The organism is Pseudomonas sp. HY13-MNA-CIBAN-0226, from assembly GCF_040310305.1.
GTDB classification, from domain to species: domain Bacteria; phylum Pseudomonadota; class Gammaproteobacteria; order Pseudomonadales; family Pseudomonadaceae; genus Aquipseudomonas; species Aquipseudomonas gregormendelii.
The window spans coordinates 20,814-37,305 of the sequence record NZ_JBEOPS010000030.1 but is presented as its reverse complement, the minus strand read 5'-3'; the positions used below and the strand labels follow the sequence as shown (position 1 = coordinate 37,305).

Sequence of the window (16,492 nt, the reverse complement as noted above, 5' to 3'; positions counted from 1 at the left end):
ACATAACCTGTGCACATAACCCTGTAGGAGCTGTCGAGTGAAACGAGGCTGCGATCTCTTGATCCTGATCTTGATCGATTACAAAACCGAAGCAGTCTGAGGCAGTTTCGGCTGGCGATACAGGTCCAGCAGCACCTGGTCCAGCACCGACGACGCACCAAACGGCGCTTTATCGTTGAGGATCGCCACCACCGCCCAGGTATTGCCGTTGACGTCGCGGCTGAAGCCGGAAATCGCCCGCACGGTGTTCAGGGTGCCGGTCTTGACGTGGGCTTCGCCGCGCATCGCCGTGGTCTTCAGGCGTTTGCGCATGGTGCCATCGGTACCGGCAATCGGCATCGAACTGATGAACTCGGCGGCATACGGGCTGCGCCATGCGGCCTGCAGCATCGCGGCCATTTCACGGGCACTCACGCGCTCGGCGCGAGACAGGCCGGAGCCGTTCTCCATGACCAGGTGCGGCGCGGTAATGCCTTTTTTCGCCAGCCATTGACGCACCACTCGCTGGGCCGCCTTGGCGTCATCGCCGTCGGCGTCGGTGCGATAGCGTTGACCGAGGCTCAGGAACAGCTGCTGGGCCATGGTGTTGTTACTGTACTTGTTGATGTCGCGGATGATTTCCGCCAGGTCCGGCGAGTAGGCCCGGGCCAGCAACTTGGCGCCGCTTGGCGTTGGGGCCAGCACGTCCTTGCCCTGGATGCTGCCGCCCAGTTCCTTCCAGATCGCCCGCACGGCGCCAGCGGTGTAGGTCGCGTGGTCAAGCAGCGACAGGTAGGTCTGCGAGCTGCAGCCTTCACCCAGCTGGCCGCCAACCGTCACGGTCACGCTGCCATCGGGCTGGGTTACCGGGTTGTAACGCACGCCACCGGTGCATTGTTTGGAATTGATGGCCTTGACCTGGTTTTCGATGCGAATCGACGCAATGGGCGGCTCGACCGACACCAGCACCCGGCCATTATCGTTGCGCGCGACAAAGCGCAGCGCCTTGAGGTTGACCAGCAGCGAATCCGGTTTGACCAGGAACGGCTTGTTGTTGTCATTGCCGTCGTCGTTGAACTCGGGCAACTGCGGCTGGGTGAAGAAGTTGCGGTCCAGCACCAGGTCGCCGGTGATCTGGGTCACGCCATTGGCGCGCAGGTCACGCATCAGCAGCCAGAGTTTTTCCATGTTCAGCTTCGGGTCGCCGCCACCCTTGAGGTAGAGGTTGCCATTGAGGATGCCGCCGCTGAGGGTGCCATCGGTGTAGAACTCGGTTTTCCACTGGTGATTCGGGCCGAGCATTTCCAGGGCCGCGTAGGTGGTGACCAGTTTCATGGTCGAGGCCGGGTTGACCGAGACGTCGGCGTTGAAGATGGTCGGCGTGCCCGGGCCATTGAGCGGGATCAGCACCAGGGACAGGGCGTTGTCCTGCAGCTTGCTGGCCTTGAGGGCTTTTTCGACGTTGGGGGTCAGGGCGGTGTTGATGGGGGCTGCGTTGACGGGAAAGGCCAATGGAAGAAGCAAGCCGGCCAGCAACAATGGACGCAAAGATTTGATCATGTGAAATAGAACCCTGCGGTCGAGGGGGAAAAAAGACGAGGGCATGAAGATAAATTCCCTCAGTGGTCATGAAAGTGTCGGCATTATGCCCCAAGGTTTATCCGCTTGTGCCGTGAGCGGGGCACCTAATCCGCTATTTTTTTACCAGCGGTAGGCCGCGCTTCCCATAGAGACGGGCAATCGGCGGCTTAAACTGCTAAAGTGCCGCCCGTTATTACTTATGAGGATTGTTCCAATGGCGACTAACCGTTCCCAGCGTCTGCGCAAAAAATTGTGCGTCGATGAATTTCAAGAGCTGGGTTTCGAGCTGAACCTGGATTTCAAAGAAGATTTGGCTGATGAAGCCATTGATGCTTTCCTCGACGCGTTCCTGAAAGAAGCCATGGAAGCCAACGGCCTGGGTTATGTTGGCGGCGACGACTTCGGTCTGGTATGCCTGCAGAAGCGTGGCTCGGTGTCTGAAGAGCAACGTGCAGCCGTTGAAGCCTGGCTTAAGGGCCGCAGCGAACTGACCGAAGCGACTGTCAGCCCGCTGATCGACGTCTGGTACCCGGAAAAGCCGATCAATCCGGTAGCTTGATGTCATGAAAAACGGCGACCCAAGGGTCGCCGTTTTTTTATGCGAAGATCTTTAGCATTTCAGGCTTTACGCCAATTCAAGATCACCAGCGTCAACACCCCCGCCACAATCCCCCAAAACGCCGAGCCAATGGAAAACAGTGTCAGCCCCGACGCCGTGACCATGAAGGTGATCAGCGCCGCTTCGCGCTCCTTGACCTCGGTCATGGCAATGCTCAAGCCATTGATGATCGACCCGAACAACGCCAGCGCAGCAATCGACAGCACCAGCTCCTTGGGCAATGCTGCAAACAGTGCCGCCAGCGTGGCGCCGAATACCCCGGCAATGCCGTAGAAAATCCCGCACCACACCGCCGCCGTGTAACGCTTGTTGCGATCTTCATGGGCGTGGGGCCCGGTGCAGATGGCCGCGCTGATGGCCGCCAGGTTGATGCCGTGGGAGCCGAAGGGCGCCAGCAGCAACGAGGCGATGCCCGTGGTGGTGATCAGCGGCGAAGCCGGCACGTTGTAGCCGTCGGCGCGCAACACGGCGATACCTGGCATGTTCTGCGAGGTCATCGCCACCACGAACAGCGGGATGCCGATGCTGATGGTGGCGGCCAGGGAAAAGTGCGGGGTGGTCCAGACCGGCGTGGCAATTTCCAGGTGAAAGGCGCTGAAATCCAGCAGCCCCATGAATCCCGAGAGTGCGGTGCCGATCAGCAGAGCGGCCAACACCGCGTAGCGGGGGGACAGGCGCTTGATCACCAGGTAGGTAAAGAACATCCCCAACACCAGCGCGGTGCGATGCTGCGCGGCGACGAAGATCTCACTGCCGATTTTGAACAGAATGCCCGCCAGCAGTGCGGCGGCCAGGGAGGCCGGGATCTTTTTCACCAGGCGTTCGAAGCTGCCAGTCAGGCCGCAGATGGTCACCAGGAGCGCGCAGGTGATGTAGGCGCCAATGGCTTCGCCGTAGCTGACACCGCCCAGGCTGGTGATCAGCAAGGCCGCGCCGGGGGTGGACCAGGCGATGGTGATCGGCGTGCGATAGCGCAGGGACAAGCCGATGGAGCACACCGCCATGCCGATCGAGATCGCCCAGATCCACGACGAAATCTGCCCGCTGCTCAGGCCCGCTGCCTGGCCAGCCTGGAACATCAGCACCAGGGAGCTGGTGTAGCCGGTCATCATGGCGATAAAGCCGGCGACGATGGCCGATGGCGAGGTATCGGCCAGTGGGCGAAGCTGCGTGTGCGTGGCGTCGTTCATGACGGGGTGTTCCTTATTGCGTACGAAATTATCCAAAGCCAAGCGACCCCCCGTACGGGGATCGCATTCCGGCTGCGGATTCTGCGATCAAGCCTAAACTCAAAAGTAACCAATCGTTGCAATACAGCGGCGCCAACAAACAGCCATACAGTCGTGTTGCCACCATCCATTGTGTACAATCGCGGTGTTTTTTACGCGATACTTGCCAGCGACCCACTGTGCCGTATTACAGTCACGGTCTATTCGCCGCAGTTCTCCCGACTCGAGTGCCCATGAACGAACAGTTGCAGCCCCTCAAGAAACAACCGCGAGCAGGCAAAGCCGGCCGCAGCGGAACCCAGGACGATATTGTCTACGCGCATATCTTCGAGGCGATCCTCGAACAGCGCCTGGCGCCCGGCACCAAGTTGAGCGAAGAAGCGCTGGGGGAAATTTTCGGGGTCAGTCGTACTATCATCCGTCGCGCGCTGTCGCGCCTGGCCCATGAAGGCGTGGTGCTGCTGCGCCCGAATCGCGGTGCCGTGGTCGCCAGCCCAAGTGTCGAGGAAGCTCGCCAGGTGTTCCTGGCGCGGCGTCTGGTCGAGCGCGCGATCACCGAGCTGGCGGTACAGCACGCCACGGCCGAGCAAATCGCCGAGTTGCGCCAGATGGTCAACGATGAGCGTGACAGTTTCTCCCGAGGTGATCGCGGTGCCGGTATTCGTTTGTCAGGCGAGTTCCACCTGAAGCTGGCCGAAGCGGCGAAGAATGCCCCGCTGATCAGCTTCCAGCGCAGCCTGGTGTCGCAGACCTCGCTGATCATTGCCCAGTACGAAAGCGGCAATCGCTCCCACTGTTCGTATGACGAACACACCCAGCTGATCGATGCCATCGAGGCGCGCAATGGCGAGCTGGCAGTGGATTTGATGATGCATCACATGGATCACATCGACAGCAAGCTCAATCTCGACGAGGAAAGTGCGTCGGATGATCTGCATGCGGTGTTCTCGCATTTGTTGCAGACCAAGAAGCCGGGGCGGCCTGCGGCGAAAATCTGATGTGTCGTGGTGCGCCTATCGCCAGCAGGCTGGCTCCCACAGGATTTAAGGTCGCACGCAAATCTTGTGAACCCACAAATACCTGTGGGAGCCAGGCTCCCACAGGGTTTGAGGTCGCATACAAATCCTGTGAACCCCACAAATACCTGTGGGAGCCAGCCTGCTGGCGATAGCGGCAGGACAGGCAATAAAAATCCCCCGGGCTGAAAAGCGCCGGGGGATTTTTTATGCATGCAATTTTTTACCGCTGATGCACCTGAGTCCCCGCCGCATAAGTCTGCAGCACCGTGCGGTCATCCCCCAGGGTCATCAGCACAAACAACGTCTCGGCAATGTTGTTGGCCTGTTTCAAGCGATAGCTCAGCAGCGGCGTGGCGTTGTAATCCAGCACCAGGAAGTCGGCGTCGGTGCCGGGCTTGAGCGTGCCGATCTTGTCTTCCAGGCGCAGCGCACGAGCGCCGCCCAGGGTGGCCAGGTACAGCGATTTGAACGGGCTCAGTCGCGCGCCTTGCAGCTGCATCACCTTGTAAGCCTCATTCAGCGTCTGCAACAGCGAGAAGCTGGTGCCGCCGCCGACGTCCGTGCCCAGGCCCACGTTCAACTTGTGCTTTTCCGCCATCGGCAGGTTGAACAGGCCGCTGCCCAGGAAGAAGTTCGACGTCGGGCAGAAGGCGATGGCCGAGCCGGTCTCAGCCAGCCGTGCGCACTCGTCGTCGCACAGGTGCACGCCATGAGCGAACACCGAACGCTCGCCCAGCAGTTGGTAATGGTCGTAGACGTCGAGGTAGCCCTTGCGCTCCGGGAACAGCTCCTTGACCCACTCGACTTCCTTGAGGTTTTCGCTGATGTGGGTCTGCATGTACAGGTCAGGGTATTCGCCGAGCAACTGGCCAGCGAGGGTCAGTTGCTCCGGGGTGCTGGTCGGTGCAAAGCGTGGCGTCACCGCGTAGTGCAGGCGACCCTTGCCGTGCCAGCGCTCGATCAGCGCCTTGCTCTCGACGTAGCTGGATTCGGCGGTGTCGGTCAGATAGTCCGGGGCATTGCGGTCCATCATCACTTTGCCGGCGATCATGCGCAGGTCCAGCTGCTCGGCGGCTTCGAAGAACGAGTTCACCGATTGCGGATGCACGCTGCCAAATACCAGGGCGGTGGTGGTGCCGTTGCGCAGCAGTTCCTTGATGAAAATGTCCGCGACTTCGTCGGCGTGGGCCTTGTCGGCGAACTGGCTTTCGCAGGGGAAGGTGTAGGTGTTAAGCCAGTCCAGCAACTGCTCGCCGTAGGCGCCGACCATGCCGGTTTGCGGGAAGTGGATGTGGGTGTCGATGAAACCTGGGGTGATCAGGGCGTCCTGATAATGGTTGATCTCGATGTCCGCCGGCAGGGTCGGCAGCAGGTCGCTGGCGTGGCCGAGGGCGCTGATCTGGCCGTTGTCCACCACCAGCAGGCCGTCTTCGAAATACTCATAAGAGGCTTCGATGCCAACTTCGGCGGGGTCGGCGATGCTGTGCAAAATGGCGGCGCGGTAGGCTTTGCGAGTCAAAGGCATGTGTATTTCTCAACTGGAGGCTTGGCTGCGACGTGAAGCGGGCAGCAGTTTGGCAATCGATGATCCGGCGCTGGCAGTCTGCTGGCCGAAACTGGCGTTGTACGTGGCGATGATTTCGCCGGCGATGGAGATGGCGATTTCCACAGGCAGTTTGCCTTTGACTTCGCCAATGCCCATCGGGCAGCGCATGCGTTGCAGCACGGCGCTGTCGAAGCCGCGGTCGCGCAGGCGGTGTTCGAATTTCACCCGTTTGGTCTTCGAACCGATCAGGCCGAAGTAGGTGAAATCGTTGCGCTTGAGCAAGGCGGCGGTGAGTTCGAGGTCGAGCTGGTGGTTGTGGGTCATGACGATGCAATAACTGCCAGCGGGCAGGTTATCGATTTCATCCACAGGCTCTTCGCTGACGATCTTGCGCACGCCGTGGGGGATCTGCTCGGGGAATTCCGATTCCCGCGAGTCGATCCAGCGCACCCGGCAGGGCAGGCTGGCAAGCAGCGGTACCAGCGCGCGGCCGACGTGGCCGGCACCGAACACGGCGATCTGAGCCTGCACCTGGCCCATCGGCTCGAACAGCAACACCGTGACGCCGCCGCAGCACTGGCCCAGGCTGGCGCCCAGGCTGAAGCGCTCCAGATGGGTGTCCTGCCGGCCGCTGGCGAGCATCTCGCGGGCAATCTGCATGGCCTTGTATTCCAGGTGCCCGCCACCGATGGTGTCGAAGGACTGGTTGGCGCTGATGACCATTTTCGAGCCGGCGTTACGCGGAGTCGAGCCGAGTTCTTCGATGATGGTGACCAGCACGCAGGGCTCACCCTGGTGTTGCAGGTCGGCGAGGGCGTCGATCCAGTTGTACATGTTTCACCTCAACATCTTTGGTGTCTGTTCGACCGTCATCGCTAGCAGGCTAGCTCCCACAGGTTTTTCTGGTGTTCACAGAATCTGGATTCAGTACAAAATCCTGTCTGAGCCAGCCTGCTGTCTAAATCGCTAGCAGGCTAGCTCCCACAGGTTTTTCTGGTGTTCACAAAATCTGGATTCAGTACAGAATCCTGTGGGAGCCAGCCTGCTGGCGATTAGCCGCGCCTCGGTTTAAAGCGAAGCCAACTCGGCCTCTGCTTCAACCGCTTTCGCCGCCTTCAACTGCCGCATCTGCTCACAGCCCCACAACACCCGCTCCGGGGTCGCCGGTGCGTCGATTTGCGGTTGATGCCTGTAGTCACCCAGGCTCGCTACGGCATCCTTTATCGCGCACCAGGCCGCAATGCCGAGCATGAACGGCGGCTCACCGACTGCCTTGGAATGGAACACCGTGTCTTCCGGGTTCTTGCGGTTTTCCACCAGCTTCACCCGCAGGTCCAGCGGCATGTCCGCCACCGCCGGGATCTTGTAGCTGGCCGGGCCGTTGGTCATCAGCTTGCCCTTGTTGTTCCACACCAGCTCCTCCATGGTCAGCCAGCCCATGCCCTGGATGAAACCACCCTCGACCTGGCCGATGTCGATGGCCGGGTTCAGCGAGGCGCCGACGTCGTGAAGGATGTCGGTGCGCAGCATCTTGTACTCGCCGGTCAGGGTGTCGATGATCACTTCGCAGCAGGCAGCGCCGAAGGCGAAGTAGTAGAACGGCCGACCCCGGGCCTGACTGCGGTCGTAGAAGATTTTCGGGGTCTTGTAGAACCCGGTGCTCGACAGCGATACCTGGGCGAAGTACGCCTGCTGGATCAAGGCTTCGAACGTCAGGATATGGTCGCGTACCCGCACGTGGCCGTTGTGAAATTCCACGTCCTCTTCGCTGACCTTGTACTGGCGCGCGGCGAATTCCACCAGGCGTTTCTTGATGATTTCGGCAGCGTTCTGCGCGGCCTTGCCGTTCAGGTCAGCACCACTGGAAGCCGCGGTCGGCGAAGTGTTCGGGACTTTATCGGTGTTGGTCGCGGTGATCTGCACCCGGTCCATTTCCACTTGGAACACTTCGGCCACCACCTGCGCCACCTTGGTGTTCAAACCCTGGCCCATTTCAGTACCGCCATGGTTCAGGTGGATGCTGCCATCGGTGTAGATGTGGATCAGCGCACCGGCCTGGTTGAGGAAGCTGGCGGTGAAGGAAATGCCGAATTTCACCGGGGTCAGCGCCAGGCCTTTTTTCAGTATCGGGCTGTTGGCGTTGTAGCGCCGGATCGCTTCACGGCGTTCGGCGTACTGACTGCTTTCTTCCAGTTCGGCGGTCATTTCCTCGAGCATGTTGTGCTCGACGGTCTGGTAGTAGTGAGTGACGTTACGCTCGGTCTTGCCGTAGTAGTTGGCCTTGCGCACCGCCAGCGGGTCGAGGCCCAGGTGCCGGGCAATGGAATCCATCACTTCTTCGATCGCGACCATCCCTTGCGGGCCGCCGAAACCACGGTAAGCGGTGTTGGAGGCGGTGTTGGTCTTGCAGCGATGACCGTTGATGGTCGCATCGCCCAGGTAATACGAGTTGTCGGCATGGAACATCGCCCGGTCGACAATCGAGGCCGAAAGGTCCGGCGAGCAGCCGCAGTTGCCGGCCAGTTCCAGGGCGATGCCATGCAGGCGCCCGGTGCTATCGAAGCCCACGTCGTATTCGACATAAAACGGGTGACGCTTGCCGGTCATCAGCATGTCTTCGACCCGCGGCAGGCGCATCTTGGTCGGCTGGCCGGTCAGGTGGGCGACCACCGCGCACAGGCACGCAGGGCTCGCCGCCTGGGTTTCCTTGCCACCAAAGCCGCCGCCCATCCGGCGCATGTCGACCACGATCTTGTTCATCGACACGTCCAGCACCTCAGCCACCAGTTTCTGCACTTCGGTGGGGTTCTGGGTCGAGCAGTAGACGATCATCCCGCCGTCTTCGGTCGGCATCACCGAGGAGATCTGGGTTTCGAGGTAAAAGTGCTCCTGGCCGCCGATGTGCAGCGTGCCCTGGATGCGATGTTCGGCGCTGGCCAGCGCAGTGGTTGAATCGCCGCGTTGATGGGTGTGACTGTCGAGTACAAAGTGGCGCTTGCGCAGGGCCTCGACCACGTCCAGCACCGGCTCGAGGTCTTCGTATTCGATGATCGCCGCCATGGCCGCCTTGCGCGCGGTTTCCAGGTCCCGGGCCGCCACGGCGAGCACCGGTTGGCCGACGAACTGCACGTCATCGATGGCCAGCAAGGGATCACCCGGCAGCAACGGGCCGATGTCTTTGAGCCCCGGCACGTCTTCGTGGGTGATGGCGATGCGCACGCCTTCGAAGGCATAGCAGGGGCGGGTATCAATGCTGATGATTTTCGCGTGGGCACGGTCCGACAGCCGCGCATAGAGGTGCAGCTGGTTGGGAAACTCCAGGCGGTCGTCGATGTACTGCGCTTCACCGGACACATGCTTGGCGGCGCTGTCGTGCTTGACGCTGCGGCCGACGCCGGTGGTCAGGTCCTTGGCGAACAGTTCAGCCAGTTCGGCTTGGGTCTTCTCTACAGCGTGATGATTAGACATAAGCGGTCACCCGAGTCTCGATGTGCGGTGTTTGCAGTTCGATAAAGTATTTGCGCAGCAGGTTTTGCGCGCTGAGCAGGCGGTATTCCTTGCTGGCGCGGAAGTCTGAGAGCGGGGTGAAATCCTGTGCCAGGGCCGCGCAGGCGCGTTCCACCGTGGCGTGGTTGAACGGCGCGCCGAGCAACACGGTTTCGCAGTGACTGGCCCGTTTCGGAATCGCCGCCATGCCACCGAATGCCACGCGGGCATCGGCGATCACACCGTTTTCAATGCGCAGGTTGAACGCGGCGCAGACGGCGGAAATATCATCGTCCAGGCGCTTGGAAACCTTGTAGGCGCGGAACAGCTGTTCAGCGCTGGCACGCGGGATGATGATCTTCTCGATGAACTCGCTTTCCTGCCGCGCAGTCACGCGGTAGTCGATGAAATAATCTTCCAGGGCCAGGGTGCGGCGGGTTTCGCCCTTGCACAGGACGATCTGCGCGCCCAAAGCGATCAGCAGCGGCGGCGAGTCGCCAATCGGCGAAGCATTACCAATGTTGCCGCCCAGCGTGCCCTGGTTGCGGATCTGCAATGAAGCGAAGCGTTGCAGCAATTCACCGAAGTCCGGGTACTCGGCCTTCAAGGCTTCGTAGCAGTCCGACAGGGCGGTGGCGGCGCCGATTTCCAGGCGATCGTCGAAGCGTTCGATGCGCTTCATCTCCGCGACGTTGCCGACGTAGATCATCACCGGCAGGGTGCGGTGGAATTGTGTCACTTCCAGCGCCAGGTCAGTGCCGCCAGCCAGCAGTCGGGCCTGTGGATAAGCATCATAGAGGTCGGCCAGGTCGGCCACGGTCAGCGGTACCAGGCAGCGTTTGTCGCCGCTGTTGAGTTCGCCGATATCGGTCGGCGCGATGGCTTTCAGGCGGGTAATGGTCTCGGCTTCGCGGGCATCGAACTGGTCCGCGGGCTTGCCGCAGCAGGACTGCTCGGCGGCCTCCAGGATCGGCCGATAGCCGGTGCAGCGGCAGAGGTTGCCGGCCAGCGCTTCGTGGGCCTTGTGCGAGTCGGGTTGATCGCTGTTCTTCTGCAGGGCAAACAACGACATCACGAAGCCCGGGGTACAGAAGCCGCACTGCGAACCATGGCATTCGACCATGGCCTTCTGCACGCTGTGCAGCTCGCCCTGATGCTTGAGGTCTTCGACGCTGATCAACTGCTTGCCGTGCAGGGACGAGACGAACGTCAGGCACGAGTTGAGGCTGCGGTAACGAATGTGCTCGCGGCCAGCGTCGTCCGTCTTCAGTTCGCCGACCACCACGGTGCAGGCGCCGCAGTCACCGCTGGCGCAGCCTTCTTTGGTGCCGGGTTTGCCCACATGGTCGCGCAGATAATTGAGCACGGTCAGGTTCGGGTCCAGGGCGTGCTCACTACGGAGTTCCTGGTTTAGTAAAAACTGGATCACGGAAGGCCTCGCAGACTCATTATTGTTGTTAACCGCTTTGCACCGAATTTATCAGGTCTGACTTTTCGGTCAATGATTTTCTGACTTAAAGGTCAGGAAATAACAATTTGGCGATCAACAACGCGTTCCATCAGTATTGACCCTTGCGGGGCGCCTGGTTTGTTTCGGGATTTTTGTTTGGTTTTTTTTTAACGATCCTGCGTGAATCGTGCCAAAAACCGCCGGGTGGGCACTCCGCCATGACCCCTCATGTGCGCTACACTGCGCCGCCTGTGCAGATCGAAAGAGTTTGAAGGACAATCATGACGTTCAAGGCGCCGGACAGCCTCGCCGAGCAAATTGCTCACCACCTCGCCGAACGCATCATTCGCGGTGAAATGAAGCCCGGGGAGCGGATCCAGGAACAGAAGGTCACCCTGGCCCTCAATGTCAGTCGCGGGTCAGTCCGCGAGGCGCTGCTGATCCTCGAGCGCCGCCACCTGATCGCGATCCTGCCGCGGCGGGGCGCGCACGTCACCGAATTGACCGCGCACAAGGTGCAGAGCCTGTGCACGCTGATGTGCGAGCTGTACATCCTGCTCGGCAATGCCGTGGCAACCGGCTGGCAGGTCCAGGCGGACATGGCGCCGTTCGTGCAGATCCAGCAGCGCCTGGCCGACAGTTACGAGCGCCAGGACATCCGCACCTTCGTCGATGACAGTTTTAACGTCATGCGCGCGGCGTATCCCTTCGCCAACAACCCGTACCTGCAGGAAACCGTCGAGAACCTGCAACCGGCCATGAGCCGCGCCTATTTCCTTGCCCTGGACCAACGCAAAGCGTCGATGAGCGAGTTCCTGGAACTGTTCGAACGCCTGCTCGCTGCGGTACTGGCCCGGGACTTCCCGCTGATCCGCACGGTGCTGACGGCCTATGCCCAGCGCAGCAGCGATCTGGTGGTTTCCGCCCTGACGGACGCTTAAGCGTGCGGCTCAAGTGCATCAAGCTGGCGGGGTTCAAATCCTTCGTCGACCCGACCACCGTCAACTTCCCGAGCAACATGGCGGCCGTGGTCGGGCCCAACGGTTGCGGCAAGTCGAACATCATCGACGCCGTACGCTGGGTGATGGGCGAGAGCTCGGCCAAGAATTTGCGCGGCGAGTCGATGACCGACGTCATCTTCAATGGCTCCACCAGCCGCAAACCGGTCAGCCAGGCCAGCATCGAACTGGTATTCGACAACTCCGATGGCACCTTGCTGGGCGAGTACGCCGCCTATGCGGAAATATCCATTCGCCGCAAAGTCACCCGCGACAGCCAGACCACCTACTACCTCAACGGCACCAAGTGCCGGCGTCGCGACATCACCGACATCTTCCTCGGTACCGGCCTGGGGCCGCGCAGCTACTCGATCATCGAGCAGGGGATGATCTCCAAGCTGATCGAGTCCAAGCCCGAGGACCTGCGCAACTTTATTGAAGAAGCCGCGGGCATCTCCAAGTACAAGGAGCGCCGGCGCGAGACCGAAAACCGCATCCGTCGCACCCACGAAAACCTCGAGCGCCTGACCGACCTGCGCGAAGAGCTCACACGTCAACTTGAGCGCCTGCACCGCCAGGCCGAGTCGGCCAAGAAGTACCAGGAACTCAAGGGCGAGGAGCGTCAGCTCAAGGCGCAATTGTCGGCCCTGCGCTGGCAGGCGTTAAATGACCAGGTGGGGCAGCGCGAAGCCATTATCGGCACCCAGGAAATCACCTTCGAGGCGCTGGTCGCCGAGCAGCGCAATGCCGATGCGAGCATTGAACGCTTGCGTGACGGGCACCACGACCTGTCCGAACGCTTCAACCTGGTGCAGGGACGCTTCTATTCCGTCGGCGGCGACATCGCCCGCGTCGAGCAGAGCATCCAGCACGGCCAGCAGCGACTGCGCCAGTTGCAGGACGATCTCAAAGAAGCCGAACGCGCACGCCTGGAGACTGAATCGCACCTGGGGCACGACCGCACGCTGCTGCTGACCCTCGGCGAAGAGCTGGACATGCTTACCCCGGAACAGGAAGTCACCAGCGCGGCCGCCGAAGAGGCCGCCGCAGCCCTGGAAGAATCCGAAACCACCATGCATGGCTGGCAGGAGCAGTGGGACACGTTCAACCTGACCGCTGCCGAGCCGCGGCGCCAGGCCGAAGTGCAACAGTCGCGCATCCAGCAGCTGGAAACCAGCATGGAGCGCCTGGCCGACCGGCAGAAGCGCCTGGGTGAAGAGCGCGCGTTGCTTTCAGCCGACCCGGAAGACGCCGCGATCATGGAGCTCAGCGAACAGCTGGCGGCCAGCGAGGCGACCCTGGAAGACTTGCAGGCCAGCGAAGAAGCCCAGGTCGAACGCCTGGAGCAGTTGCGCCAGGAGCTGCAGCAGGCGCTGTCGGCGCAGCAGCAGGCCCAGGGTGATCTACAGCGGCTCAACGGTCGGCTGGCGTCCCTGGAAGCCCTGCAGCAGGCCGCGCTCGATCCGGGTACCGGCACCGCCGAATGGTTACGTGAACAGCACCTGGCCGACCGCCCGCGCCTGGCCGAAGGCCTCAAGGTTGAAGCAGGCTGGGAGCTGGCGGTAGAGACCGTACTGGGTGCCGACCTGCAAGCCGTGCTGGTGGATGATTTCAGCGACTACGATCTGGCCGGTTTCGCCCAAGGCGACCTGCGCCTGCTGAGCCCGGCCAGCGATGGCCTGCGCGTACCCGGCAGCCTGCTGGACAAGGTCGAGGCGCAAATAGACCTGGCACCCTGGCTGGGGCAGGTCAAGCCGGTCGACAGCCTCGAACAGGCCCTGGCACTGCGCGGTCAGTTGAGCGCCGGCGAAAGCCTGATCAGTCGCGATGGTTATTGGGTCGGCCGGCATTTCCTGCGTGTGCGCCGGGCCAGCGAAGCCGAAAGCGGTGTGCTGGCGCGGGGCCAGGAAATCCAGAACCTTGGCCTTGAGCGCGAAGAGCGCGAAGCCACGGTCGAGACCCTGGAAACCCAGCTGCAGAATCTGCGGGCGCAACAGCGGCAGCAGGAAAACGGCCGCGAACATTTGCGTCGCCTGCTGCAAGACGAAGCGCGCCAGCAAGGCGAATTAAAAGCCCAGTTGTCCGCCGGCAAAGCCAAGGCCGAGCAGCTGTCATTGCGCCGCACCCGGCTCGACGAAGAACTCACCGAGCTTGCCGAACAGCGCGCCCTGGAACACGAAAACATCGGCGAGGCGCGCCTGCAATTGCAGGAAGCCCTCGACAGCATGGCGCTCGATACCGAGCAGCGCGAGTTACTGCTGGCGCAACGGGACAGCCTGCGCGAGCGCCTCGATCGAGTGCGCCAGGAAGCCCGCCAGCACAAGGACCACGCGCACCAGCTGGCCGTGCGCCTCGGCTCGCTCAAGGCGCAGCACGACTCCACGCGCCAGGCCCTGGAGCGCCTGGAGATGCAGTCCGAGCGCCTGACCGAGAAGCGCGAGCAACTGAGCCTCAATCTGGAGGAGGGCGAGGCACCGCTGGAAGAGCTGCGCCTCAAGCTCGAAGAACTGCTCGACAAGCGCATGACCGTCGACGAAGAACTCAAGACCGCGCAGATCGCCCTGGAAGATGCCGACCGCGAACTGCGCGACGCGGAAAAACGCCGCAGCCAGGCCGAGCAGCAGTCGCAGCTGATTCGCAGCCAGCTGGAAACCCAGCGCATGGAATGGCAGGCCCTGACCGTGCGCCGCACCTCCTTGCAGGACCAACTGCTGGAGGACGGCTACGACCTGCACGGCGTGCTCGCCACCCTCACGGCCGAGGCCAGCGAGAAGGACGCCGAGGAAGAACTCGAGCGCATTGCCGCGCGCATTCAACGCCTTGGCGCGATCAACCTCGCAGCCATCGACGAGTACACCCAACAGTCCGAGCGCAAACGTTATCTGGATGCGCAGAACGACGATTTGGTGGAAGCGCTGGACACCCTCGAAAACGTCATTCGCAAGATCGACAAGGAAACCCGTAACCGCTTCAAAGATACCTTTGATCAGATCAATGGCGGATTACAGGCACTTTTCCCAAAAGTTTTCGGTGGAGGGCGCGCCTATTTGGAACTGACGGGCGAAGATCTACTCGATACAGGGGTGACGATCATGGCGCAGCCGCCCGGAAAGAAGAACAGCACCATCCATTTGCTCTCCGGCGGTGAAAAAGCCCTGACTGCACTGGCCCTGGTTTTTGCGATCTTCAAGTTGAATCCGGCGCCGTTCTGCATGCTTGATGAGGTCGACGCTCCACTGGATGACGCTAACGTTGGACGCTACGCCCGACTGGTCAAGGAAATGTCGCAGACGGTGCAGTTCATCTACATCACCCACAACAAGATCGCCATGGAAATGGCCGATCAACTGATGGGGGTGACGATGCACGAGCCGGGCTGCTCCAGGCTGGTGGCAGTGGATGTCGAGGAAGCGATGGCGATGGTGGATGCCTGAGGCGAACTTCCAGAAAGGGGATTGCAGGTGCGAATGACGTGTTCGAGGGGCTTGAGTTACAGCTAATTCGACATATTCGCACTGGGCGGGAAGACAGACGGTGTAAAGTTGCCTTTGGTCGTGCTAGTTTAATATCAATTTTTCGTATACGTGGGCAAAACGCCTGTCAGAACATAGAGTTGGCGCCACGTTTTAAAGCGGTTTGCGAGTTGTAAACCCCTTATTTTTCAGCATTTTTTATAGAGGCACGGGATTACATGGAAATCGGTCTGCGCGAGTGGCTGATCGTCATCGGCATCATTGTCATTGCCGGTATTCTTTTTGATGGCTGGCGCCGTATGCGCGGCGGCAAGGGAAAACTGAAATTCCGTCTTGACCGAAATTTATCCAATCTGCCGGACGAGGACACCAGCGCCGAGCTGTTGGGCCCGCCCCGCGTCCTGGACACCCATAAGGAACCGCAGCTGGACGAGCATGATCTGCCGTCGGTGAGCATGCCGGCCCGTGACGCCCGTGAATCGGGTGCCAAGCGTGGCAAGCGTGGCCACGGCGAGCCGTCCCAGGGCGACCTGAACCTCAACCTCGACCTGGACGGCGGCCCGAGCTTCAGCAGCCGTGACGACGATTTCCCGGACGACACCAAGCCGGCGCACTCCAGCAGCGAGCGCGATCAGCCGCAAGCCGAGGAAGTGCTGGTGATCAGCGTGATCTGCCGTGACGCGGCCGGTTTCAAAGGCCCGGCGCTGCTGCAGAACATTCTTGAAAGCGGTCTGCGCTTCGGCGAAATGGATATCTTCCACCGCCACGAAAGCATGGCTGGCAACGGTGAAGTGCTGTTCTCCATGGCCAACGCCGTGAAGCCGGGGGTGTTTGACCTGGACGATATCGACCACTTCAGCACGCCGGCAGTGAGCTTCTTCCTCGGCCTGCCAGGCCCGCGTCATCCGAAGCAGGCCTTCGAAGTGATGGTGGCGGCGGCGCGCAAGCTGTCCCAGGAATTGAACGGCGAATTGAAAGACGACCAGCGCAGTGTGCTGACCGCCCAGACGATCGAGCATTACCGTCAGCGCATCGTGGAATTTGAACGTCGTGCGCTGACTCAGAAACGATAGAGGCAAAAGATCGCAGCCTCGTTTTACTCGACAGCTCCT

Annotated in this window: 11 protein-coding genes; 5 read left to right on the top strand and 6 right to left on the bottom strand. The window is 61.1% G+C overall.

Going from position 1 to position 16,492, the window contains the following annotated elements:
- Positions 1–78: 78 nt before the first annotated feature.
- Positions 79–1,539: a D-alanyl-D-alanine carboxypeptidase/D-alanyl-D-alanine endopeptidase gene (gene dacB / locus AAEZ05_RS26200; RefSeq protein WP_350601432.1), complete on the bottom strand. Its 1,461-nt coding sequence runs from the start codon at positions 1,537–1,539 to the stop codon at positions 79–81.
- A gap of 235 nt (positions 1,540–1,774) precedes the next feature.
- On the opposite strand from dacB, the gene AAEZ05_RS26195 reads away from it, so the two are divergent.
- Positions 1,775–2,119 carry a YggL family protein gene (locus tag AAEZ05_RS26195; RefSeq protein WP_007896965.1) on the top strand — a complete coding sequence of 115 codons (345 nt, stop codon included), beginning with the start codon at positions 1,775–1,777 and terminating at the stop codon, positions 2,117–2,119.
- Between the two features lie 59 nt (positions 2,120–2,178).
- Here AAEZ05_RS26195 and AAEZ05_RS26190 read toward each other — a convergent pair whose 3' ends face one another.
- Entirely contained in the window at positions 2,179–3,369 is a 1,191-nt protein-coding gene (locus AAEZ05_RS26190) for a benzoate/H(+) symporter BenE family transporter (RefSeq protein WP_045060297.1), read from the bottom strand.
- Positions 3,370–3,641: 272 nt separating this feature from the next.
- Between AAEZ05_RS26190 and AAEZ05_RS26185 the strand changes: the two genes are divergently transcribed.
- Complete coding sequence (locus AAEZ05_RS26185) at positions 3,642–4,406, top strand: GntR family transcriptional regulator (protein ID WP_045060296.1); 765 nt, start codon at positions 3,642–3,644, stop codon at positions 4,404–4,406.
- A 241-nt stretch (positions 4,407–4,647) separates the two neighbouring features.
- On the opposite strand, the gene guaD is transcribed toward AAEZ05_RS26185, so the two are convergent.
- The 4 genes from guaD to xdhA form a co-directional block, all read right to left on the bottom strand.
- Positions 4,648–5,952: a guanine deaminase gene (guaD, locus tag AAEZ05_RS26180; protein ID WP_350649477.1), complete on the bottom strand. Its 1,305-nt coding sequence runs from the start codon at positions 5,950–5,952 to the stop codon at positions 4,648–4,650.
- A gap of 9 nt (positions 5,953–5,961) precedes the next feature.
- A complete protein-coding gene (gene xdhC, locus AAEZ05_RS26175; RefSeq protein ID WP_045060294.1) occupies positions 5,962–6,807 on the bottom strand; it encodes a xanthine dehydrogenase accessory protein XdhC in 846 nt (281 codons plus the stop codon).
- A 234-nt stretch (positions 6,808–7,041) separates the two neighbouring features.
- Entirely contained in the window at positions 7,042–9,441 is a 2,400-nt protein-coding gene (gene xdhB, locus AAEZ05_RS26170) for a xanthine dehydrogenase molybdopterin binding subunit (RefSeq protein WP_350649476.1), read from the bottom strand.
- Positions 9,434–10,888, bottom strand: coding sequence for a xanthine dehydrogenase small subunit (xdhA, locus tag AAEZ05_RS26165; RefSeq protein WP_350649474.1), 1,455 nt, complete (start codon positions 10,886–10,888; stop codon positions 9,434–9,436). Before xdhA ends, xdhB begins: the two co-directional genes overlap by 8 nt.
- Before the next feature lie 302 nt (positions 10,889–11,190).
- Between xdhA and AAEZ05_RS26160 the strand changes: the two genes are divergently transcribed.
- The 3 genes from AAEZ05_RS26160 to zipA all read left to right on the top strand — a co-directional run bounded on the left by AAEZ05_RS26160 (position 11,191) and on the right by zipA (position 16,453).
- Entirely contained in the window at positions 11,191–11,850 is a 660-nt protein-coding gene (locus AAEZ05_RS26160; protein ID WP_045060291.1) for a GntR family transcriptional regulator, read from the top strand.
- A 2-nt stretch (positions 11,851–11,852) separates the two neighbouring features.
- Positions 11,853–15,341 carry a chromosome segregation protein SMC gene (smc, locus tag AAEZ05_RS26155; RefSeq protein WP_045060290.1) on the top strand — a complete coding sequence of 1,163 codons (3,489 nt, stop codon included), beginning with the start codon at positions 11,853–11,855 and terminating at the stop codon, positions 15,339–15,341.
- Positions 15,342–15,598: 257 nt separating this feature from the next.
- Positions 15,599–16,453, top strand: coding sequence for a cell division protein ZipA (gene zipA / locus AAEZ05_RS26150; protein ID WP_045060289.1), 855 nt, complete (start codon positions 15,599–15,601; stop codon positions 16,451–16,453).
- Positions 16,454–16,492: the final 39 nt, after the last annotated feature.

Bases quoted from the DNA above. Each gene is read 5' to 3' on its own strand.
- dacB (WP_350601432.1), bottom strand. From the start codon at position 1,539: ATGATCAAATCTTTGCGTCCATTGTTGCTGGCCGGCTTGCTTCTTCCA.
- AAEZ05_RS26195 (WP_007896965.1), top strand. From the start codon at position 1,775: ATGGCGACTAACCGTTCCCAGCGTCTGCGCAAAAAATTGTGCGTCGAT.
- AAEZ05_RS26190 (WP_045060297.1), bottom strand. From the start codon at position 3,369: ATGAACGACGCCACGCACACGCAGCTTCGCCCACTGGCCGATACCTCG.
- AAEZ05_RS26185 (WP_045060296.1), top strand. From the start codon at position 3,642: ATGAACGAACAGTTGCAGCCCCTCAAGAAACAACCGCGAGCAGGCAAA.
- guaD (WP_350649477.1), bottom strand. From the start codon at position 5,952: ATGCCTTTGACTCGCAAAGCCTACCGCGCCGCCATTTTGCACAGCATC.
- xdhC (WP_045060294.1), bottom strand. From the start codon at position 6,807: ATGTACAACTGGATCGACGCCCTCGCCGACCTGCAACACCAGGGTGAG.
- xdhB (WP_350649476.1), bottom strand. From the start codon at position 9,441: ATGTCTAATCATCACGCTGTAGAGAAGACCCAAGCCGAACTGGCTGAA.
- AAEZ05_RS26160 (WP_045060291.1), top strand. From the start codon at position 11,191: ATGACGTTCAAGGCGCCGGACAGCCTCGCCGAGCAAATTGCTCACCAC.
- zipA (WP_045060289.1), top strand. From the start codon at position 15,599: ATGGAAATCGGTCTGCGCGAGTGGCTGATCGTCATCGGCATCATTGTC.